Genomic DNA, 21193 nt, shown 5'->3' on the forward strand with positions numbered 1-21193 from the left:
GGGAGAGCCTGGGTGGTTTGCTGACGAGTGGGCCGGCGGTGGCGGCGTGGTCGGCGGGTCGGTTGGATGTTTTCGTCCGTGGTACGGATAACGCGTTGTGGCATAAGTGGTATCAAAATGGCTGGTCCGGTTGGGAGAGCCTCGGCGGAGTCCTCACCAGTGACCCAGCAGCGGTGTCATGGTCGTCCGGGCGGCTCGATGTATTCGCGCGTGGTACGGATAACGCGTTGTGGCACAAGTGGTATCAGAACGGCTGGTCGGGCTGGGAGAGCCTCGGCGGCGTGCTCACCAGCTCTCCCGACGTCTCGTCCTGGGCATCGGGGCGGCTGGATGTCTTCGTCCGCGGCAACGACAACGCGATGTGGCACAAGTGGTACCAGAACGGCTGGTCCGGTTGGGAGAGTCTCGGCGGGGTCCTCACCAGTGGGCCCGCCGCGACGTCTTGGGGGCCGGACCGCATCGACACGTTCGTCTGCGGCACGGACAACGCTCTCTGGCACAAGTGGTGGGCGCGGGTACCGACGGTCCGGGTGCACACCAAGGTCCTCACCACTCCGAACGTCGCGGTGGGCACGGTGCTGCAGCGGATGCGCGAGGTGTACGGCACGGTCGGCGTCCACGTGCAGCACGCGTCCACCGAGAACCTGAACCTGCCCGCTCTCAACGACCTCGATGTCGGCGAGTGCGTACGCGGGCGAACCACGGCCGAACAGAACCAGCTCTATGCCAACCGGAACAACGCGGGCCCGAACGACGTCGTGGTCTACTTCGTCCGGACGACGGACCCGCCGTTCAACGGGTGCGCCGCTCATCCGGACGGGCGGCCGGGCGCAGTGGTCGCGCAGGGTGCGACGCAATGGACCTTCGGCCACGAGGTCGGCCACGTCCTCGGTCTCAACCACGTCAACGACAACAACCGGCTCATGACCGGCAACGGCACCGCGAACATCACCAACCCGCCGCCGGACCTGATCGCGGCCGAACGCGACACAATGGTGGCCAGTCCGTTCACTCAGGATCTGTGAGGAGTGCCTGATGGCAATCACTTTCGAGCAGGTGCGGTCAGCGTTGACCCCGGACGAGCCGGACTACCCGTCGGCCAAGGCACTGGGCGTGGAAGCCTTGCCGCACTTGAAGAGCATGGTCGAAGGCGGCGAGCCGATGCTCGCGGCCAAGGCCGTTTATCTGGCCAGCCTCATCGACGACGACGGAGTCGTGGACATCCTCATGGCCGCGGCGGCGAACTCGGAACCGTCCGTACGAGTGGCTGCGGCGGCGGGTTCCCGCAACCTCGCGCCGAGCCGGGCCGAGGTCGTCCAGGCCGCGCTGACCGATGACGACGACCCTGGCGTGCGGGCCAAGAACGCCAAGGCGGCCGGGCTCGACGACAACGAGATCTGGGAGGCCGCCGAGACCCCGGTCGCCGCCGCCGAACTGGAGCCGGAACCCCCGTCGACCGAGGGACGGATGCCCGGCGAGGCGGCCGCCGTTCCCGACGAGGCCGAAGGGTTGATGCCGGGCGAGGCGGAAGCGGTCCGCGGGCAGGTGGCCACCGAAGGCCTGATGCCGGGTGAGCGTCCGGCTGTCTGAGCGGCGCGCGCGTGAGCGGCTGTCGCCCCCACCCGGTCACCCAGCCCGGGTGGAGGGCGACTTCGGAACTCTTGGTGAGAAAGAACTTTCTGGCCCTGTTGGACGCAGGCAGTTGGCCGGAGCCGGTGGCCGGTGGTTGATCTCGGGCGATCGTGGCCGGGAACGAACCAGGTTCTGTCGCGCGTATGACGGCCGCCGAGGGGTGAAACGAAGTCTCGTCGGGGAGCGACCAACCGCTATGACCGACAGCCGCCTGCCACTCGACCGCCCGGTGACCGTGGGGACGCTCATCGCGGACTCCGGACGGACGGCGAGTCCTCGTCTGACCGAATTTGTCGCGCTGGCGTCGGCGGCTCAAGAGCAGCGGCGAGACGCGGGCGCCAGTGGTACGAGCCGGATCACTCGATCTTCCGCGCTCTGGGTCCTCATGACGCTGGACGGCGGGATCAGGCACGCTTTGGAGCAACGCGGACCGGTTCTCGACGAACTCGGCGGCATTCTGTCCCTCACCGCATCACCTCGGTTCGCTCTCGAAAGAAGCGGAGAGGTGCATGAAGACTTCGCCTTGGCTTTGAGCGCGTACCTGGGGTCGCTTCCCCGTGAACAGCAGGTGGTCGACATCGTCGACATCGCCATCGCGATCATGAGGTCGGCCCACGAGCCGGGTGGCCTGCTGCCCCAGCGGCTCGCCATGCTGAAGGTCTCGGCCGACGAGGCCCTGAGGCGGCTCTCCCGGCTTATGGACACAGGCTCGACGAAGCCTCGATCGAGCACCTGGCACTGGGAGCTGTCCCGCAGTATGCGGGCCGTGGCGGAAGATTTTCCCGATTCCGCGGAGACGACCGCGTTCGACATCGTCTTCGCGATCGCGCGGCGGCATCCGGAATACGCCGATGGCCGACTCGCGACGGAGAATCTCGTCGTGTCACATTCGGCAAAGCGTCGTACCTGGAACGGATGGGCCGAATCCGTCGCTTCCTGGTATGACGCCGAAATCGTCGCGCGGACCCGGCACAAGCTACTCGACGGGCATTTGTTCCTGCTCGCTCTGGCTCACGAAGACGCCGCACTCCGGTCCGCGCTTCAGCTCAACGGGACCTGGAGTCCCCTGATCCTGGAGATCGACGATGCCGTGGCGCCTCCCGGGTCTCGCTTGTGGCCGGTGCTGAACGATGTCCAGTTCGCGTACGGCTATCGGAACGACGGGGCGAGCGGGGACGACCAACTCGGTATCCAAGGTGACGTGAACGCCCTTGCCGAGATGATCATCGACCCGAAGGTGAAACCACCGCTCTCGATCGGCTTGTTCGGGAAATGGGGTACCGGCAAGAGCTTCTTCATGGAGAAGATGCGTCAGCGTATCGGCGAACGGACAGCCGGGCGCGGCGACGACGAGTCCGCCGTGGTGCAGATCCGGTTCAATGCCTGGCACTACACCGACACCAGTTTGTGGGCGAGCCTGGCGATCGAAATCTTCGAGCGCCTCGCCGATCCTGAACCAGCGGACGCCGCCAAACGAGATGACTGGCTCCGCGACCATGGGGACCAGTACCGCGATGAGCGCAAGGCATTACTGACTCAGCTCGAGACCTACCGCGACGCGAAGTCGGTGCTGGACGCCGACTGTTCGCAGTTGGAAGCCGAGCGCGCACAACTCGTCAAGCGGCGTGAAAAAGCCGACCAGAGATACCGGAAGGCGATCGCGGGAGCCAAGCTCACCGACGTCGCCGTCGAGCTCGCGAAGAACGCCGAGGTACGAGAGGAGCTCGGCAAGATCAAGGTGGAGCTCGGGCTTGAACCGGCGATCGAGGACCTCACCGAGCTGGGCAAGGAACTCCGCACGACGGCCGGCTACCTGCCAGCGATCTGGCGCCTCGTCGGCCACAAAACCCTGTCTGTCGCCTTCGCCGCGGCGTTCGGCGTGCTGACCGTCGTGACGATCGCGCTCGCGGCGAGGGGCGGCCCGGCCTGGCTGGGGTCACTGGCGGGCTCCGTCGGGTCGATCGTCGTGGCCGTCCAACTGGTTCGCCCGGCGGCGCAGCGGGTGAACACCGCTCTCGGGTATATCGAGAAGGCGATCCGGATCGCTTCGACGGTCAGGGCCGCGTCGCGGACGGCCCGAAGTCGCGAGGAGCGTGTCCTCGACCTGAAACTGGCCGAGGTCGATCGCGAGATCGCCGAGACGACGCAGTCGGTCACGTCGCTCAACGAAAAGATCGCGACGGTCAAGGCCACCGCCGATGCGCTCACCGTCGGCCGGAAGCTCTACGAATTCTTGAACGACCGCGCTTCGGGTTACCAGAAACATCAGGGTGTGGTCGGCATGCTGCACCGTGACTTCCGGTTCCTGAATTCCTTGCTGCGCGACCACGAGAGAAGCGCGCGGGGCGGCGTCAGGCCAATCGGGCGGGTCGTGCTCTACATCGACGACCTCGACCGGTGCCCGCCGGCGAAGGTCCTCGAAGTGCTGGAGGCTGTCCACCTCCTCCTCGCGCTGGAGCTTTTCGTGGTCGTGGTCGGCGTGGACCCGCGCTGGCTGCAGAACAGCCTTCGGCATCAATACCGGGACCTCGCGGGCGGCGGCGATCCCCGCACCGATTCCTACCTGGGCAGCATGCCGATCGAGTATCTGGAGAAGATCTTCCAGATCCCGCTCACCTTGCCGGTCATGGAGCCGGATGCTTACGCTCAGTTGATCGGGAACATCGCCGGCCTCGCACCGAAGCAGCGGTCCCGAGAGGACACCTCCGCCCCGGCTCACGGGGAAGTGCCACGCGAGTCGTCCGATGGGCAGCGGGCGCCCACCCGCGCACCGCTGGAGGTGCAGCCCGGCTCCGCGGCGGCCGGCCATACGGGAGAACGCCTCGATCTCACCCGGCCCGAGGTCGAGTTCGCGCAGGGACTCGGCATGCTGGTGAACAGTCCGCGGTCGGCGAAGCGCCTGATGAACACTTATCGGCTGATCCGGGCGACTCGGCACGCCGGGCCGCGGTCGCGCTTTCTCGGCGGTGACGGGCGTCCCGGCGAATACCAGGCCGTCCTGACTTTGCTCGCGGTCGTCGCCGGCCACCCGACGCTGGCGGATCGCCTGCTGCGCGCCCTGGAGGACGCGGGCAAGGCCGGCGTCGAGGGCTGGGACGAGTTCCTCCGGGAACTGGCCCCGGGAACGTCCGACGACGAGGCCGGCCGCTTGCTTCCCCCGGGAATCACGGGACAGCGTCACGAGCTCGCGGAATGGACCAGCCTGCACCACGGCCTCACGACGAGCCGGCGGCCGGAGATGTCCGACGACCTCGAGGGTTATCAGCGGTGGGGCAGAGTGGTCGCGCGGTTCAGTTTCAACCTTTGAGCCGGGTCTTGGGCACTGCCTCGGACGATGAACGGGCTCGACTCACGAGTCGTTTCCTCGACAGCCGCTGCCGAGCCGGCCTGAGCACTGAGGAACGGTCGCACCTGCTGACCGGTGACCTAATCGATTTGCTCGACCCCGAACCCAGCCCGCCTGTGGATCACCCTGAAATGGGTAGGGCGAAGCGGCGGTGATCACCCGGCGGCGGTCAATCGGGGCTGTCGCGGGAAAGCGTTCCGGTAGGCGCCCGGCGAGACCCCGACCTGCTTGAGGAAATGGTGGCGCAGGTTGTTCGCCGTGCCGAGACCGCTGAGTTCCGCGATCTTCTCCACCGGGAAGTCCGTCGATTCCAAGAGGCTCTGTGCCTGGGAAAGCCGTTGGGAGAGCAGCCATTGGAGCGGTGTCGTACCGGTGGCCTGCTGGAGGCGCCGGTAGAAGGTCCGGCGGCTCATCATGGCGCGCCGTGCGAGATCCTCGATCGTGAACGGACGGTCGAGGTTCGCCCGCGCCCAGTCGAGGACCGGCGCCAGTCCTTGATCGTCGGTGGCGGGGACGGACAGATCGATGAACTGGGCCTGCCCGCCCGGCCGGTGCGCGGGCACGACCATCCGGCGGGCCAGCTGGTTCGCCACATGCGCCCCGAGATCGCGGCGGACCAGATGCAGGCACAGGTCCAGACCGGCGGTCATCCCGGCGCTGGTGAGCACGTCGCCGTCGTCCACGTAGAGCACGGAGTCGTCGACTTCGACTTCGGGGAAGCGTTCGGCCAGCTGGGCGGTGTGCATCCAGTGCGAGGTGGCGCGGCGGCCGTCGAGCAGTCCGGCCTCGGCGAGCGCGAAGGCGCCGGAGCACAGAGAAACCATCCGGGCGCCCGCGTCGTGGGCGCGGCGTAGCGCGGAGATCAGCTCGGGCGAGACCGGCGCGCCGTCGCTGAGGACGTCGTCCGGTACCGACGACACGATGACCGTTTCGGCACCCACGATGTCGTCCAGCCGGTACGGGGTGCGCAACGCGAAGCCCGGGGCGGCTTCCACCGCCCGGTCCCCGGTTCCGCACAACCGCAGGTCGTACCAGGGGTCGGCCAGATCGGGCTGGGGCATCCCGAAAACGGTGGCGGGGATGCTCACCTCGTACAGGTCCCAGAAGGCGATCCCGATCTCCTCGGGGACGACCAGGGCGACCGAACCAGCGCTCATGGCCTCATCCTATGGCACGAATTTGGTGCTTCCGGTCATCTGTGTCACTGGTAGCGGGAAGCCGGCGTCGCGAGGCTGGGCACATGAGCACAACACCTGAACGCGTCACCGTCATCGGCCTCGGCAATCTGGGCCGTGCGCTGGCCGAGACCTTCCTTCGCCACGGCCATCCCACGACCGTCTGGAACCGCAGCGCGGACAAGGCGGACGCGCTCGTCGCGGCCGGGGCGAAGGCGGCTGACACGGCCGCGGAGGCGATCGCGGACGGCGATCTCGTGATCGTCGCGCTGCTGGATTCCACCGTCGCCCGGCAGGTCCTCGCCGATGCGGCCGACGCTGTCGCCGGACGAGCGCTGGTCAACGTCACCTCCGGCGGGCCCGAGGACGCGCGCGAGCTGGCGGCGTGGGCGGCCGGACACGGGGCCGAGTATCTCCACGGAGCCGTTTACGCGGTGCCGCAAACGATCGGCACCACCGAATCTTCGATCAGCTACAGCGGTTCGGAGGCCGTCCACCGGCGTTGGCAGACCCGGCTGGAGCTGGCGGGGAAGGGTACTTTCCTCGGCGCAGACGCCGGTCTCGCCTCGGGGTACGACGTCGCCATTCTCGCCGGGATGTACGGCATGATCGGCGGTTTCCTGCACGCCACGGCAATGGCCTCGGCCGCCGGGGTCCGTGCCACCGAACTGACGCCGATGTTGTTGTCCTGGCTGGCGGATTCGTTCCCGGCACTGTCCACTTTCGCCGAAGAGATCGACGGCGGCGGATACACCGGCGGCGAGTCCAGTTTGGCCATGAACCAGGCGGGGCTGGCCACGATCGTCCGCGCCAGCCAGGACCTGGGCGTCCCGGCGGGCACGCTGCTCCCGGTCAAGGAGCTGATCGACCGGCAGATCGCCGACGGGCACGGCGCGGCCAGTCTTTCGCGCGCCGTCGAGTCCTTCCGGAGCGCCGCGTGAGCACGACGACCCGAGACTTCGGCGAACTGGAAGCCGAGTTCGACACCTATGTCGGAGCGATCAACTACGCCACGATGGTGACCGTCGACGCGGAGAACCGCCCGCGGACCCGGGTCCTCATCCCGGTGTGGGAGAAGGTCGACGGCCGGCCGCTCGGCTGGCTGGCCACCTACCGGACCCCGGTCAAGGCTGCCCACCTCGAAGGCAACCCGCACACCAATTTCTCTTACTGGGCACCGGGGAACAACTCGGTGGCGGTGGACGCGACCGCCGTCTGGGACAACGAGCTCCCGGTCAAGGAACACGTGTGGGATCTGTACCGCAGGACCAGCCCTCGCGGCGCGGGTTATCCGCTCGGCAACTTCTGGACGGCCCCGTCGGATCCGAAGCTGCACGTGCTGCGCCTGACCCCGTGGCGGATCCAGGTGATCCGCGGCGCCGATCTGCGCAGCCGGATCTGGCGGGCGGCCTGATCCGCCCGTGAGTTCTCCGTTTTCTTGCGTGGTGTGTCACGTCTCGTGACACCGGCGGGTGTCAGCCCGCCGATCCCGTGAAGGCCGGTTACGCTCGCCAGCATCGCTCATGCGGATGATCTACCGCTTGACCTGGTGAAAGGCTCTTCATGGCTCAGAAAGTCGTCGTCCAGATCGTGGACGACCTGGATGGTGGGACCGCGACACAGACCGTTCCCTTCGCGCTCGATGGTGTCTCGTACGAGATCGACCTGTCGGACTCGAACGCCGAGGCGCTGCGCGGGGAACTCGCGCAGTACGTCGAGGCGGGCAAACGCGTCGGCGGGCGCCGGGTCAAGGTCGCGGCCGGGCAGACCACGGTGGCGGGTATCGCCGACGGTGCGAAGAAGCCGGTCGACCGCGAGCGCAACCAGGCCGTGCGGGCCTGGGCGGGCGAAAACGGGTACTCGATCGCCGAGCGCGGCCGGATCCCGAACGAGATCTACGAGGCTTTCGACGCCGCGGAGCCGGAGCTCGTCGAGGACGAGCCGGCCAAGCCCGCGCGCAAGCGTTCGCCCCGCAAGAAGTAATGAGGGGTAAGTCAAATGTGGCGTGACCAGCCTCTGTGGTGAAGGACCCCTTCGCTGGCTTCAGGGTCGAGAGGTGGACTTCGCAGCAGGGTTCTGGACTGGCCGTGTCACGAAAGCCACTTTCGGGACATCTGATGTCCCGAAAGTGGCTTTCGTGACGCCCTGGGAAGGCTGGTGCGACCCTCACGGTGGGGGAATCGGTGGCCTCGTGGTGGTGAGTGGCGTTTCGGGTCTTGAGGGGTGAGGCAAAGGTGTCGTTGTGGTGAACCCAAGGTGAGCGAAAGGGCGTGCCTCGTGTGATCAGGAACGGATCTCGCGTGCTCGGACGCCGAACTCGGTGATCGTCTCCCCTTCACGCGAGATCCGTCTCTGATCACGGGTGATCGCCGCCTGATCACACGTGAACGCCGATCCTGCCCGAACGCATCACGTTCGCTCTTCTCCTCGATAAGCCGCCGGTTCGTTTGTGGTGGTCGCGCGAGTGACCACCACAAACGGACAGGTGGTCACTCCGCCTCGGGAGGTCCTCCGTAGCCGGTGATGATCGCGGCGGCGCGATCGCGCAGGGACGTGCGCAACGACTGCGGGGCCAGGGCTTCCGCGTTCGTGGCGAGCTGCCACAGCGCCCACTCGGCATGTCGTGAATCCTGGAAGGTCACTTCCATGCGCAGCCAGCCGTCCGCGTCCGTTTGTTCGGAATGGACGGCCAGCGCGGTGCCCACCAGTTCCTCCCGCCGTCTCGGATGCACCCGCAGCCGGACGGCGAGCTGATCGCCGCCGGTCCGGAAACGCGTGCTGCGTTCCTGCCAGGCGCGGTCCAGGTTGACCAGTTCCGGACGTTGCGCGGGTTCGGGGAGTTCCTCGGCCGCCGCCAGCCGGGACAGCCGGTACGTGCGGTCCTCACCGGATCTCGTGGCCAGCAGGTACCCCTGCTCGCGAACGGTGACCAGGCCGATCGGGTCCACCGTGCGCCATTCGGGCGGCTTGCCCGCCGCCGCGTAGCGGATCCGCAGCTTGTGCCCGGCGAACACCGCGCGCCGGACCTCGGCCACGATCGTGTCGGGAACCTCTTCGCCCGCCACCCGGCGCGAGAGCAGATCGGTCTCCGGGTCGATGAGCAACCGCTGGGCCGCGCCCGCCGCGGTGTGCCGCTGGCCTTCGGGCAGCGCGTCGACCACCTTGAGCATGGCGGAGGCGAGCGCCGATCCGAGGCCGAACACCTGCGCGCCGCGTCGTGATCCGGCGACCAGCAGCGCGAGCGCCTCGTCGTGATTCAGCCCGGTGAGTTCCGTCTGGAAACCGGGCAACAGCGCGAAACCGCCGTGCCTGCCGCGTTCGGCGTAGACCGGGACACCGGCCGCGGAGAGCGCCTCGATGTCGCGCAGCACGGTGCGAGTGGACACTTCCAGCTCGCGGGCGAGCGTGGCCGCGGACAACCGGCCGCGATGGCGCAGCAGCAACACCAGCGAGACCAACCGGTCGGCGCGCATGCGAAAAGTCTAGCGGAATACACGACACAGGATGTCGTGATTCGCTGCGAGGCTCATCCTCATGACAAGCAAGACTGTGGCCACTGAGCCGAACGATCTGGGCAGGTTCTTCATCGAACGCGGCAACGCGGGCGATGTCGACGGGCTGGTGGCGTTGTACGAGCCGGAGGCGGTGCTCGCGTTTCCGCCGGGCAGCGTGGCGACCGGGCACGCGGAGATCCGCAAGGTGTACGAGCAGTTCGTCGCCGCCGCGCCGGAGCTCTTGCCGGGGCGGCAGCATCCGGCGCTGGTGAGCGGCGACCTGGCACTCACGGTGTCGACGCTGACCACCGGGGAGCTCGCCGTCGAGGTCGCCCGTCGTCAGCCGGACGGGTCGTGGCTGTGGGCCGTCGACCAGCCGTTCCTCCTGCCGTAGCGGGATGACAGGCGGAGGTCGGACAGTGAGAAGGATCGTGACGATCGGCGTCTACGGCTTCACGGCCGGCGCCTTCGTCGAGAAACTCACCGGCGAGGGAGTGGTGTCACTGCTCGACCTCCGCCAGCGCCGCGGCGTCCGGGGTCCAGACTATTCCTGGGCGAACTCGGTGCGGCTCCAGCGTGCGCTCGCCGCGGCGGACATCGGCTACCGGCACGTGAAGGAGCTGGCGCCGACGACCGAACTGCGGCGGCTCCAGTACCGCGAGGACGACCGCCTGGGCGTGGGCAAGCGGAACCGTGTCGCGCTCGCGCCCGAGTACACCGAGCGCTACACCCGCGAAATCCTCGACCCGTTCGAGCTCGGTCCGCTCGTGGCCGGGTTGCCGGGCCACTCGGTGACCGCGCTTCTTTGCGTCGAGCGCGATCCCGAAGCGTGTCACCGTTCGCTCGTGGCCGCGCGTTTGCACGCCGAGAACGACTTGCCGGTCACGGACTTACGCCCTGGGTGAGGGTGCCCGTCACCGGCAAGCCGTCGGCGAGGTCAGGTGGAGCAGTTCTTCGGCGAACTCGTGTTCACCTTGGCTCCGGTGAACTCCTCGAGTATCGCGATGTTTTCCGGGGCGTAGTTCTTGGCGACGATCTTGTCCACGTCCGCGCTGCCGAGTTTACTCGCGTAAGGCGCGGATTGATCGAGCCAATACGCCGTGCGGAGGAACTCGACGAGTACCAGTTCGCGCAGTTCGGGCTGGGCCTTCGCCTTGGCCCAGTAATCGGGGTATTTGGCTTTGGCGACGCGCAGATAGAGCAGGAGATACCGGATGTTGGTGGCGGCGATGTCCCTGGAGTTGCTGGCACCCACGCCCTGGATGTACTCGGCGACCACCGTCGCCGCGGGCAGTCCCATGAGCCCGGCGTTGAGTTCCGCCATGACTCCCTGCATGCGATACGACCCTTGCTGCTGGTCGCGCAGGTAGATGCCGTCCATCGAGTCGGTGAGCTTGTCCGTGATCAGCGGCAGTATTTCGCGCCGGGGGAAGCCGCCGTGGAGCGGGACCTTCATCGCCTTGCGGGAATTGTTGATCCACGCGGACATGTACACGTCCCAAGAGGTTCTCGAGGGATCGAGATCCCACATGTGGGTCTCTTCGTGGATCGCCACCATCAGGGATTCGGCGAGCCCGTTGAAGCTGGTTTTGGTGACGAACTGGCTGAAATACTTGTCCTTCGCTTGAGCGATCGCCAGGCCTTCGCCGCTGGGCCATCGTCGTTTGTACACGGCCTGGATCGTTTGCAGCCATTTCGAAGACTGGAAACCGGCTTTGATGTCACTGACGTCGGCCTTCGGCTGTACGGGTTCTTCGTAGCAGAAGGGGGCGCGGACGCCCGCCGTACCGGCTTCGTGGGCCGCGGCGGTCGCCGGAATCGAGGTGAGGGACAGTGCGAGGCATACGGTCAGCACGGGGATGGGATATTTTCGACGCATAAGGACCTCGGTTCACGGTAGGGATTTTCCGTGGATCGGAAGGGAGTGTCCCCTACGTGTCACCGTCACTTCAATGATCCAGCTCAGACTGCGGCTGTACAGCCCAGGAATTATGGCGGCGAATGGCGGAAGGGTTTTATGTTCGCGCCAATCGAGACCTGCGCATGCTGTAGCCGAAGTAGATGAGCAGGCCCAGTGCCATCCAGCCGCCGAAGACGATCCAGGTCGCGCCGTCGAGGCTGAGCATCATGTAGCCGCAGCACAGCACCCCGAGGATGGGCGTGACCGGGGCGAACGGCACGCGGAACGAGCGCGGCGCCTCCGGTTGCCGCCGCCGCAGCAGGACGACGGCGACGTTCACCAGCCCGAAGGCGAAAAGGGTGCCGATGCTGGTGGCGTCGGCCAGCTTCCCGAGCGGGATGAACGCGGCCAGCGTCGCGACGAAGCCGGAGACCACCAGCGTGTTGATCCGCGGCGTGCCGGACTTGGGATCCACTTTGGACAGCGCCGCCGGGACCAGTCCGTCGCGGGACATGGAGAACAGGATGCGCGTCTGTCCGTAGAGGACGGTCAGCACGACACTGGAGATCGCCACGATCGCGCCGACCGCGAGCAGCGCGGCCCACAGCGGGTTGCCGGACACGGCGCCGAGTACGTGCGAAAGCGCGGCTTCCTGGCCGTCGAACCGCTGCCACGGCAGTGCGCCGACCGCGGCCACGGCGACGAGGCAGTACAGCACGGTGACGATCGCGAGCGAGAGCAAAATCGCCCGCGGCAGGTCCCGCTGCGGGTTCTTCGCCTCTTCGCCCGCCGTCGACGCCGCGTCGAAGCCGATGTAGGAGAAGAACAGTTTGGCGGCCCCGGCGCTCAGCCCGGCCAGGCCGAGCGGCAGGAACGGCGTGAAGTTCGCCGCCCGCACGGCGGAGAACGCGATCGCGCAGAACAGCACCAGCGTGCCGATCTTGATCACGACCATGATCGCGTTGGCCCGCGCGCTCTCCTTCGCGCCGGACAGCAACAGGAACATCGCGAGCAGCACGACGACGATGGCCGGGACGTTGACGATCCCGCCCGAGCCCGGGGGCTGGCTGAACGCGTCCGGGATGGCGAACCCGAAGGCCAGCCGCAGCAGTTCGTTGAGGTACTGCCCCCATCCCACGGCGACCGAGGCCACCGAGACGCCGTATTCGAGCACCAGGCACCAGCCGCAGACCCAGGCGACCAGTTCGCCGAGGGTGGCGTAGGCGTAGGAATAGGACGAACCAGACAGGGGGATCATGCCGGCGAGTTCGGCGTAGGAGAGCGCCGAGAACAGCGCGGTGATCCCGGCGAGCACGAACGACAGCACGACCGCGGGACCCGCCACCGGCACCGCCTCGCCGAGCACGACGAAGATCCCGCTGCCCAGCGTCGCGCCGATGCTGAGCATGGTCAGCTGCCCGAGGCCGAGGGAGCGCTTCAGCGTGCCGTGATCACTTTCGGCGATCAGGTCGGCGACAGGTTTCCGCCGCACCACCGCGGCTCGCAGATTCATGCCGACGACCGTATCTCCCGGCTCGGGGGACCGGCACAGGAGATCAACTGAGGGGCCGGGAAGGGGCGGGTGAGGTGGGCGGAGGCTCGCAGGTCCGTGAAGGACTCCTTCCCTACCCTGAGGGTAGTGAAGGAGTCCTTCACGGACCTGCCGCATTGGGGACACAGCAGCGTTCGGCGGAGGCCAGCAGGGCGGTCAAGCGAAACCCTTTGGTACCAAGGCATTCCCTGGGCAAGCCGCGCGACGGACCAGCGAGCGGACACGGACCGGAAGAACCCCCGGTGCGTCACTTCTGCCGGTCCTTCCTCATGGTCGCCGCGCGGACCGGAAGGTGGAATTGAGCCGAGCAAAGCCGTCGATAACAGGGAGGTCAGCGTGGCGAGCAACCGTGTCACCCGGGTGACCGCGCTGGCGGACCGGGCACCGTCGCCTGCCGACGGCGACGTCTTCCTCGCGTCCTTGCACACCGAGCACCGGGAGCATCTGCTGCGGTTCACCCGCCGCCTGCTGCCCACCGACCCGCACCGGGCCGAGGACATCGTGCAGGAATGCCTGTTCCGGGCCTGGCGCAACAGCGAGACCCTCGCCGGGAAGGGCGGTTCGGTCCGGGCCTGGCTGTTCACCGTCGCCCGCAACCTCATCGTGGACTGGTCCCGCCGCGACAACGCCCGCCCGGTGGTGTTCGGCGACGACGACTTCGATCTGCTGCCGGGCGGTACCGACTTCGCCGACGAGGTCGTCGAACGCTGCGTCGTCGAAGAAGTGCTGGCCCAGCTGACGCCGATGCAGCGTGAAGCCCTCGAACAGGTCTACCGGCACGACCGCACGCGGCAGCGCGCGGCCGTGAGCATCGGGGTGCCGGTCGGCACGGTCAAATCGCGGGTGCACCACGCGAGGATCGCGATGACGGAGGTGCTGGCCTGCAGCGGTGTCACGGCCGCCGGATGGTGACTCAGACGGCGACGCCGAGTGTGGTGGCCAGTTTCCGGGCCAGGCTCCTGGCGTGGGGAGTCTCGTACCTGGCGCATTCGGCGAGGGCGCGCACCCGGTGACGGCGGGCTTCCTCGGGTTTGGCGCCGGAGTCGGCGAGGTCGGCCAGTTCGACCATGATCTCGATCTTCGTTTCGGACCGGCGTTCCTCGGCGAGGGCGGCCACCAGCTGTTCTTCGGCTTCCTCCAGCCGCCCGGCCCTGGACAGGACCCGTCCGCGAAGGTGCTGTGTCCGTGCCACCCCGAACATCGCGTCGTGTTTGCGGAACAACGACTCGGCTTCTTCGAGCAGTTCCAGCGCGCTCGCCACGTCCCCGCTCGCCGCCAGGCTGTCGGCGAGCCTGGTCAGCACCATGGACAGCAGCTCGTCGTTGCCCGGCGCGGTGGCCGAACCCCGGTAGTAGGCCTCGCTCCGCCGTTGCACGGCCACGGCCTCGTCGAACTCGCCGAGGGTGTGCAGCATGCTGCCGAGCAGGGACAGCGCCAGATTGTGCCCGTTCGGATAACCCGCCTGCTCGAACAGTTCCACGGCCCGCCTGCCGACCCGCGCGGCCTCGCGGGGCGAGCCGAGCCGCCGGGTGATGGCCGAGCCGTAGTACAGCGACCACGCCTCCGTCACGATGTCGCCTGCCTCGTTCGCCGCCACCACCGCGAGCTTGTGCGCGGCCAGCGCCTCCCGTGATTCCCCGCAAAGCGCGTAGAGCGCCCAGGACACGTAGTTCAGCTGCTCGGCCGCCGACTTGACGTCACCCAGCGCCCGCGCCGCCGCCGCGCCGCCCCGGAAGACCTCGAGCCACAGATCGCCGGTTCCGCGCAGATCCGAGTACCAGTGCATCGCTTCGGCCAGATCGAGGACCCGGCGGTGCTCACCCCGTCCGACGGCCGCGCGCAGCGCGCCACGCCAGTGGGTCTGCTCCCGCGCCAGCCATCGCGCCGCGGAATCCCGGTCCCGCACGGGATCGGGACCGTCGACGGTGACCGTCACCTCCGGCCGGTCGTGGTCGAAGAACTGCGCCGCTTTCGTCGCCACCGTGAGCAGCCACTTCCGGACGCGTTCCCCGGCGGCGTGCACGTCCTCGGCCCGCTCGGCGGTTTCGAGCCGTTCCATGGCGTAGACGCGCAGCAGGTCATGGCTGGTGTACCGGCCGGGCGTGCCGCTGAAGCCGAGAAGGCTGGCTTCGGCCAGCTTCTCCAGCGCCGCCTCGACCTCGTCCACCGGCTGTCCGGAGGCCACCGCGGCGAGCTCGACGGAGGTGTCCGAACCGGGCACCAGCGCGAGCAGCCGGAACACCTTGGCGACTTCGGGGGTCAAGTGGCGGTAGGAGAGTTCGAAGGCGGCGCGGACCTGGAGGTCGCCCGCGGTGAGCACGGACAGCCGCCGCCGTTCGTTCTCCAGCTGGTCGGCGAGATGCGCGATCGTCCACTGGAACCGGCTGGCCAGCCGGTTCCCGGCGATGAGCAACGCGAGCGGCACACCGCCGCAGAGCTTCGCCACCCGCCGCGCCGCGTCCGGTTCGCCCGCCAGCCGTCGCGGACCCGCGATCACGCCGAGCAGTTCCACCGACTCGTCTTCGGACAGCGAGCCGAGGGAGATCCGGTGCCGCGCGTCGAGCCCCGCCATCGTGTTCCGGCTCGTCACCAGCACCATCGAGCCGGGACTGGTGGCCAGCAACGGCCGCACCTGGGCCTCGTTGGCGGCGTTGTCGAGGATGAGCAGCACGTCGCGGTCGTGCAGCAGGGAACGGTAGAGGGCGAGCCGGTCTTCGGGATCGTTCGGCAGCTGGCGTTCGTCCACGCCGAATCCGCGCAGCAGCCGGTGCACGGCCCGTTCCGGGGCGAGCGGTTCGAGATCCATGCCGCGCAGGTCGAGGAACAGGCAGCCGTCGCCGAAGTGCCGGGCGAGCCGGTGCCCGGCGTCCACGGCGAGCGCGGTCTTGCCCGCGCCCGGCAGGCCGTGGAGCACCGCGACCTGCAGCCGGGACGAGGATTCGGCGGCCTGCGCGATGTCGTCGAGGATCCGCTGTTCGGCTTCCCGCCCGGTCAGCTCGGTGAGATCGGGTGGGAGGACGGCGACGAAAGCCCTGGGGGTTTCGGGTTCGCTCTCCGGCGCCGCGGTCTCCGGCGGGGACGGCGACCGGCGCCCGGAACGGGCCAGATCGCCGAAGTCGGCGGCTTCCTTGCCCGCCAGGCCGAGTCCTTCGACCAGCAGTTCCGCGGTGCGCCGCTGGGGGCTGCGGACGCGCCCGCGTTCCATGTCGCTGATGCTGCGCACGCTGATCCCGGTCCGCTCGGCGAGCTCTTCCTGGGTCAGGGGGACGCGCAGCCGGTAGAAGCGCAGGAAGTCACCGAACGCGGTCGTACCCACGCAGTCGAACCCCTCTCAGCGACGCCGTGCCGATGGCGGTCATCCTGCCATGGCGCGGCGTCTCCGAAAGGGGGTCAGGGGAGATCTGCGGGGGACAGCAACCGCAGGTCGGCGACGGTGGGAGCGCCTGAAGTGCTGAGCCGTCCGGCCTGGCGGGTCATCATGATCTCCATCACCTGGCGGGCATAACGGGCGTTGCCGAACGCTTCGCCGCGGTCCACGTCCGCGAAATGCCGCCGCAGCGCGATGACCGTCTCCGGCGCGCACTCGTAGCCGTTCGTCAGCGCCATCCGGTGCACGATGGTCACCAGATCGTCGGTGCTGTAGTTCTCGAACTCGATGTGCCGGGAGAACCGGGAGGCGAGACCGGTGTTCGAGGCGAGGAACTTCCGCATCTCCGCGGAGTAGCCCGCGACGATCACCACCGTGTCGTCCCGGTGGTCTTCCATCAGCTTGACCAGGGTGTCGACGGCTTCCTGCCCGAAGTCGCCGCCCGTGGCGCCCTCCGGGGTGAGGGCGTACGCCTCGTCGATGAACAGCACGCCGCCGCGCGCGCTTTCGAACGCCTCCCTGGTCAGATGCGCGGTGTGCCCGACGTAGCGCCCGACCAGATCGGCCCGCGCGACCTCGACCAGATGTCCCTTGCGCAACACGCCCAGCGCGGCGAGCAGTTCGCCGTAGAGCCTCGCCACGGTGGTCTTGCCGGTACCGGGCGCGCCGGCGAACACCAGGTGGTTGCTGATCGCGGGGACCGGCAGACCGGCTTGACGCCGTTGCCGGGCGGTGGCGATCAGGTTCACCAGATCGGTGATCGCGTCCTTCACCCCGGCCAGGCCGATCATCGAGTCCAGCCGCGTTCGCAACGCCGTCAGCGCGTCGTCGTCACCGTGGCCCGCGTTCTCCGCCACGCCACCGGGGACGTCGGCGGGGAGCAGGAGCGAAAGGCTCTGGTCGTCCGCCTCCGGTTCGCTCGCGAGGCGGAACGCCTGCTGGTCCACCATCTCCTCGAACACCTTGCGCGCGGTGCGCCCGTTGCCGAAGTCGTCGCCGCGTTCCATCCGTCCGAAGTGGACGGACAGGGCGTTCCTGGTGTCCTCGGGCACCTGGTACTGGTGGGCGGTGCACATCCGCTCGACGATCGTCACCAGTTCGTCGGTGGCGTAGTTCTCGAACTCGATGGTCCGTGTGAACCGGGACGCCAGGCCGGGGTTGGACTGCAGGAACGCGGTCATCTCCGGCGAGTAGCCCGCGGCGACCACCACGAGCTCGTCGCGGTGGTCTTCCATCAGCTTGACCAGGGTGTCGACGGCTTCCTTGCCGAAGTCCGGTCCGCTGCCCTTGCCCTGCGCCGTCAGCGTGTACGCCTCGTCGATGAACAGCACGCCGCCCAGCGCCTTGGTGAAGGTCTCGGTGGTCTTGATCGCCGTCCCGCCGACGATCTGGGCGACCAGATCGGCCCTGGCGACCTCGACCAGGTGGCCGTCGCGCAGCACACCGAGCTCGGCGAGGATGCTGCCGTAGAGCCGGGCGACGGTCGTCTTGCCGGTGCCGGGCGGCCCGGCGAAGATGAGATGCCTGCTGGTCGGCGGCGCGACCATGCCCGCCTGTTCGCGCCTGCGGGCCATCTTGTTGAGATTCACCAGGGTCTTGACCTGATGTTTGACGCCGCTGAGGCCGACCAGCGCCTCCAGTTTCGCGAGCGGCGCGCCCTCGTCTTCGGCGTTCTGCGGCGCCGCGTCCGTCGCTTCGGCCCCGGCGACCTCGACCGTGCTCGCCGTGCTCCCGTCGGTGTCCGGGGCGCCGTTGCCGTTGCTGGTCAGGTTTTCCACCGACAGCCGGGCGCTGGGCACGGTGACGCGCAGGCCGCCCCCGGTGTTGTCGGACGCGGTGCAGTCCACCACGCTCACCGCGTCGGACGACTCGATCCGGACGCCGTCGCGGCGGTTGCCGCTGAGGTCGTCGGCCGTCAGCTTCGCCCGCGCACCGGCGTCCACCTGCACGCCGTGGCCCCGGGAACGCCGGACCGTGGACCGGGACAACGTCAGTTCGCCGCCGTCGCGCACCGCCACTCCGTCTTCGCCCGCGTCGATGATCTCGCAGTCCCGGAGCGAGCCGACGCCGCCTGGTCCGATCAGGACACCGGACTGTCCCGCCTGGAACACGCGGAGCGTGCTGACGTAAGGACTTCCGCCTTCGGAGACGCTCAGACCGGCCTTCTTGGCGTCGCGGATCTCGCAGTCTTCGAGCCTGCCTCGGCCGTTGCCGGTGACCTCGACGCCGTTGCCGCGGCAGCCGTTCAGCGTCGCCCGGCGGAGAAGCGGATTGGCCGCAGCCTCGACCCGGACGCCGTCGCCCGCGACGTCATGGACCTCCAGCCGGTCGAACTCGGCCGTCGCGCCGTCGGTGAGCAGCAGGCCCGCCGACGAGCCGCCGCGGACGGCCATGCGGTGGAACGACGGGCCGCTCGCCTCGTCGACGTGGATGCCCGCGCCGGTCGCGTCGGCCACCTCGCAGTCCTCGAAGGTGCCGCGAGACCGGCCGGTGACCCGCACCCCGGCCCCGCCGGTCTTGGCCGTGCGGCAGCGGCGCAGCAGGGGATCGGCGCCGTCGGCGACGGTGATCCCGTCGCCGGTGGTGTTGGTGATGCGGCATTCCTCGAGCACGGGGGAGGAATGGGTGCTGACGTAGACGCCGCTCGTGCTGTCGCGGACGGTGGTGTCGAGCACCTTCGTCGCGCTGTCCTCTTCGAGCGCGATCCCCGGCCTGTCGGTGGCGGAGATGTCGCAGTGCTGGATGGTGCCCTGAGCCTGCCCGTTGGCGCAGACGCCGTTGCCCTTGGCGTGCCTCAGGGTGCAGTCGCGGACCGTGGGGTTGCCGCGTTCGGCGATCACCACGGCGGAGGTCTGCACGTGTTCGACGACGCAGTCCTCGATCGTGCTGGGCGCGGGCGAGGTGACCACGATCCCCGCGCCGCCGGGATTGGTGACGCGGCAGCCGCGCATCGCCAGCGAGCCCGAATTGCGGGCCAGCACCGCGGTCCAGGCGGCACCGATGATCTCGCAGTCCTCCACCGCGGCCTGGCCGCGCGCGACGTCGACCGTGGGCAGTTCCTCGTGCTGACCGCGCAGCACCAGTCCGGTGAGTTTCACCGCTTCGGCGTTGAGTTGCACCGCGCTGCCGTTGCGCGCCACGATCTCCACGCTGCCGCGCACGTCGCTCGCGGCGATGGTGACCACCTTCGTGACCACCAGCGATTCGTCGTAGCGGCCGGGAAGCACGGAGATCACCGTGCCGTTGCGCGCGTCCTGCAGCGCTGCCGAAATGGTGCGATACCCCTGATCGCGGTCCACTGTGAGCACGTGCCGTGACACGAGCGCTCCCCTCGTCGTTCTGCGGGCTCCACCGGTGACAACGCGGTGGAGGTCTCCTGCGGTTCACTCGGCGGGGAAACTGCCGGTGCTTCTTCGTGTTCGGCCGCGGCCGCGCGTGCTGGACTGGGACGATGAGGCGACACCTGACCGTGGCGTGCGCGACGCTCGTCCTGCTGGCGAACGGTGGCCTCGCGGCCGCGCAGGACACGGAGCTCCCGCAGATCCCGCAGACGTTGCGGGCCGGGCAGCCGTGCACCGCCCCGTCGGGCAAGAAGATCCCGTCGGCGCCGTGGCAGCTCCCGTATCTCGGCGCGGACCGCCTGTGGTCGCTCTCCACCGGCGCGGGCGTGACCGTGGCCGTGGTGGACACCGGCGTCGACACGTCGGTGCTGCCCGCCGACGCGGCCGGTGAGGCCGGGACGGACTGCGTCGGGCACGGCACCGTCGTCGCGAGCCTGATCGCCGCGCCCTCGTCGTCCGGGATCTCCGGGCTCGCACCCGGCGCGCGGGTGCTGGCGCTGCGGGGTACCGACAAGTTCGGTGCCGCGACGGCGTCGAGCATCGCCACCGCTCTCGACGCGGCCGTCTCCGCGGGGGTGCGGATCATCTGCGTCGCGGCGGCCGTCACGGAGGCGGATCCGGTGCTGCGCCAAGCCGTCGACCGGGCGATCGCCGCGGGCGCGCTGGTCGTCGCGGCGGCCGGACGGGACCTCACCACCGCCCGCGACGTCCCGCCCGGCCCGTACTATCCGGCGGCGTTCCCCGGGGTGCTCGCGGTGACCGCCCTCGGCCCGGACGGGAAGGGCACGCCGGTACCGGGAGCCCTTGCCGCACCGGGAAACCTGGTGGTGGGCAAGGGACCCGGCGGCGGCCAGGTCGTCGGCGCGGGCCCCGCGTTCGCCGCCGCGCACGTGGCCGCCGCGGCGGCGCTGATCCAGTCTTACCGGGGAGAAGTGACGGCGTCCGACCTCGCCCGGCGGCTGCGCGACACCGCTTCGCCGCAGGCCGGTGGCCCCGTGCTCGACCCGCTCGCCGCCCTGACGTCGGCCGCGACGACCGACGGGGCCGCGCCTGTGCATCGTGAGCCGGTCGCCGTGCTGCCGCTGCCCGACGTCGCGCCGGTGCGGCAGAGCGCTTTCGCTGTGGTGGGCGGGGTTTTGGTGGCGGTGTGTCTGTTGGGGGCGGCGGCCGTCGTGGTGCCGCGGGGGCGGCGGCGCGGGTGGCGAGCCGGCCGCTAACGGTGACTGCTGCGGTGTAGTACGTGAAGGACTCCTTCCTTGCGTCTAGCGCAAGGAAGGGGTCCTTCACGTACTTCAGGGCCGGGTACCGAGGCGGTCCAGGTGGTCCTGCGCCGAACGGTGCCGTGTCCCCAATGTGGCATTGGAGACGCTCAGCGCCTCCAATGCC

Annotated in this window: 16 protein-coding genes; 10 read left to right on the plus strand and 6 right to left on the minus strand. The window is 68.9% G+C overall.

Annotated elements, in window-relative coordinates; translation table 11 throughout:
* Positions 1–38 precede the first annotated feature (38 nt).
* The 3 genes from ACLJRM_RS43305 to ACLJRM_RS43315 all read left to right on the plus strand — a co-directional run bounded on the left by ACLJRM_RS43305 (position 39) and on the right by ACLJRM_RS43315 (position 4939).
* A complete protein-coding gene (locus ACLJRM_RS43305; protein ID WP_410666367.1) occupies positions 39–1025 on the plus strand; it encodes a hypothetical protein in 987 nt (328 codons plus the stop codon).
* Between the two features lie 10 nt (positions 1026–1035).
* Positions 1036–1590 carry a hypothetical protein gene (locus tag ACLJRM_RS43310; RefSeq protein WP_101606112.1) on the plus strand — a complete coding sequence of 185 codons (555 nt, stop codon included), beginning with the start codon at positions 1036–1038 and terminating at the stop codon, positions 1588–1590.
* Between the two features lie 238 nt (positions 1591–1828).
* A complete protein-coding gene (locus ACLJRM_RS43315) occupies positions 1829–4939 on the plus strand; it encodes a P-loop NTPase fold protein (protein WP_101606113.1) in 3111 nt (1036 codons plus the stop codon).
* A 194-nt stretch (positions 4940–5133) separates the two neighbouring features.
* On the opposite strand, the gene ACLJRM_RS43320 is transcribed toward ACLJRM_RS43315, so the two are convergent.
* Positions 5134–6135 (minus strand): GlxA family transcriptional regulator, encoded by a 1002-nt coding sequence (locus ACLJRM_RS43320; protein ID WP_410604271.1) that lies wholly within the window; start codon positions 6133–6135, stop codon positions 5134–5136.
* Between the two features lie 83 nt (positions 6136–6218).
* On the opposite strand from ACLJRM_RS43320, the gene ACLJRM_RS43325 reads away from it, so the two are divergent.
* The 3 genes from ACLJRM_RS43325 to ACLJRM_RS43335 all read left to right on the plus strand — a co-directional run bounded on the left by ACLJRM_RS43325 (position 6219) and on the right by ACLJRM_RS43335 (position 8136).
* Positions 6219–7094, plus strand: coding sequence for an NAD(P)-dependent oxidoreductase (locus ACLJRM_RS43325; RefSeq protein WP_410666348.1), 876 nt, complete (start codon positions 6219–6221; stop codon positions 7092–7094).
* Positions 7091–7567, plus strand: coding sequence for a pyridoxamine 5'-phosphate oxidase family protein (locus ACLJRM_RS43330; RefSeq protein WP_410666349.1), 477 nt, complete (start codon positions 7091–7093; stop codon positions 7565–7567). Before ACLJRM_RS43325 ends, ACLJRM_RS43330 begins: the two co-directional genes overlap by 4 nt.
* A gap of 149 nt (positions 7568–7716) precedes the next feature.
* Positions 7717–8136 carry a histone-like nucleoid-structuring protein Lsr2 gene (locus ACLJRM_RS43335; RefSeq protein WP_101606117.1) on the plus strand — a complete coding sequence of 140 codons (420 nt, stop codon included), beginning with the start codon at positions 7717–7719 and terminating at the stop codon, positions 8134–8136.
* A 506-nt stretch (positions 8137–8642) separates the two neighbouring features.
* Here ACLJRM_RS43335 and ACLJRM_RS43340 read toward each other — a convergent pair.
* A complete protein-coding gene (locus ACLJRM_RS43340; protein ID WP_410666350.1) occupies positions 8643–9626 on the minus strand; it encodes a helix-turn-helix transcriptional regulator in 984 nt (327 codons plus the stop codon).
* A gap of 76 nt (positions 9627–9702) precedes the next feature.
* On the opposite strand from ACLJRM_RS43340, the gene ACLJRM_RS43345 reads away from it, so the two are divergent.
* Together ACLJRM_RS43345 and ACLJRM_RS43350 are read left to right on the plus strand one after the other, a co-directional pair.
* Positions 9703–10041: a YybH family protein gene (locus tag ACLJRM_RS43345; RefSeq protein WP_101606119.1), complete on the plus strand. Its 339-nt coding sequence runs from the start codon at positions 9703–9705 to the stop codon at positions 10039–10041.
* 25 nt (positions 10042–10066) lie between these two features.
* On the plus strand, positions 10067–10552 hold the full coding sequence (locus ACLJRM_RS43350; protein WP_101606120.1) for a DUF488 domain-containing protein: 486 nt from the start codon (positions 10067–10069) through the stop codon (positions 10550–10552).
* Positions 10553–10584: 32 nt separating this feature from the next.
* Here ACLJRM_RS43350 and ACLJRM_RS43355 read toward each other — a convergent pair whose 3' ends face one another.
* Both ACLJRM_RS43355 and ACLJRM_RS43360 read right to left on the minus strand, forming a co-directional pair.
* On the minus strand, positions 10585–11502 hold the full coding sequence (locus ACLJRM_RS43355) for a hypothetical protein (protein ID WP_233224132.1): 918 nt from the start codon (positions 11500–11502) through the stop codon (positions 10585–10587).
* Positions 11503–11662: 160 nt separating this feature from the next.
* The gene (locus ACLJRM_RS43360; RefSeq protein WP_410666351.1) at positions 11663–13060 is read right to left on the minus strand and encodes an amino acid permease; all 1398 of its coding nucleotides are present in this window, start codon (positions 13058–13060) and stop codon (positions 11663–11665) included.
* A 375-nt stretch (positions 13061–13435) separates the two neighbouring features.
* On the opposite strand from ACLJRM_RS43360, the gene ACLJRM_RS43365 reads away from it, so the two are divergent.
* Complete coding sequence (locus ACLJRM_RS43365) at positions 13436–14011, plus strand: sigma-70 family RNA polymerase sigma factor (protein WP_233224133.1); 576 nt, start codon at positions 13436–13438, stop codon at positions 14009–14011.
* A 1-nt stretch (position 14012) separates the two neighbouring features.
* Here the strand turns inward: ACLJRM_RS43365 and ACLJRM_RS43370 are convergent, their stop codons facing one another.
* Positions 14013–16415 carry an ATP-binding protein gene (locus ACLJRM_RS43370; protein ID WP_410666352.1) on the minus strand — a complete coding sequence of 801 codons (2403 nt, stop codon included), beginning with the start codon at positions 16413–16415 and terminating at the stop codon, positions 14013–14015.
* A gap of 74 nt (positions 16416–16489) precedes the next feature.
* The gene (locus ACLJRM_RS43375) at positions 16490–19786 is read right to left on the minus strand and encodes a right-handed parallel beta-helix repeat-containing protein (RefSeq protein ID WP_410666353.1); all 3297 of its coding nucleotides are present in this window, start codon (positions 19784–19786) and stop codon (positions 16490–16492) included.
* Between the two features lie 131 nt (positions 19787–19917).
* Between ACLJRM_RS43375 and ACLJRM_RS43380 the strand changes: the two genes are divergently transcribed.
* Positions 19918–21024: a S8 family serine peptidase gene (locus tag ACLJRM_RS43380; protein ID WP_410666354.1), complete on the plus strand. Its 1107-nt coding sequence runs from the start codon at positions 19918–19920 to the stop codon at positions 21022–21024.
* The last annotated feature ends 169 nt before the right edge of the window (positions 21025–21193 follow it).

The sequence above is a fragment of the Amycolatopsis sp. lyj-84 genome (assembly GCF_046549075.1).
Taxonomy (GTDB): domain Bacteria; phylum Actinomycetota; class Actinomycetes; order Mycobacteriales; family Pseudonocardiaceae; genus Amycolatopsis.

Bases quoted from the DNA above. Each gene is read 5' to 3' on its own strand.
- ACLJRM_RS43310 (WP_101606112.1), top strand. From the start codon at position 1,036: ATGGCAATCACTTTCGAGCAGGTGCGGTCAGCGTTGACCCCGGACGAG.
- ACLJRM_RS43315 (WP_101606113.1), top strand. From the start codon at position 1,829: ATGACCGACAGCCGCCTGCCACTCGACCGCCCGGTGACCGTGGGGACG.
- ACLJRM_RS43320 (WP_410604271.1), bottom strand. From the start codon at position 6,135: ATGAGCGCTGGTTCGGTCGCCCTGGTCGTCCCCGAGGAGATCGGGATC.
- ACLJRM_RS43325 (WP_410666348.1), top strand. From the start codon at position 6,219: ATGAGCACAACACCTGAACGCGTCACCGTCATCGGCCTCGGCAATCTG.
- ACLJRM_RS43335 (WP_101606117.1), top strand. From the start codon at position 7,717: ATGGCTCAGAAAGTCGTCGTCCAGATCGTGGACGACCTGGATGGTGGG.
- ACLJRM_RS43340 (WP_410666350.1), bottom strand. From the start codon at position 9,626: ATGCGCGCCGACCGGTTGGTCTCGCTGGTGTTGCTGCTGCGCCATCGC.
- ACLJRM_RS43360 (WP_410666351.1), bottom strand. From the start codon at position 13,060: ATGAATCTGCGAGCCGCGGTGGTGCGGCGGAAACCTGTCGCCGACCTG.
- ACLJRM_RS43380 (WP_410666354.1), top strand. From the start codon at position 19,918: ATGAGGCGACACCTGACCGTGGCGTGCGCGACGCTCGTCCTGCTGGCG.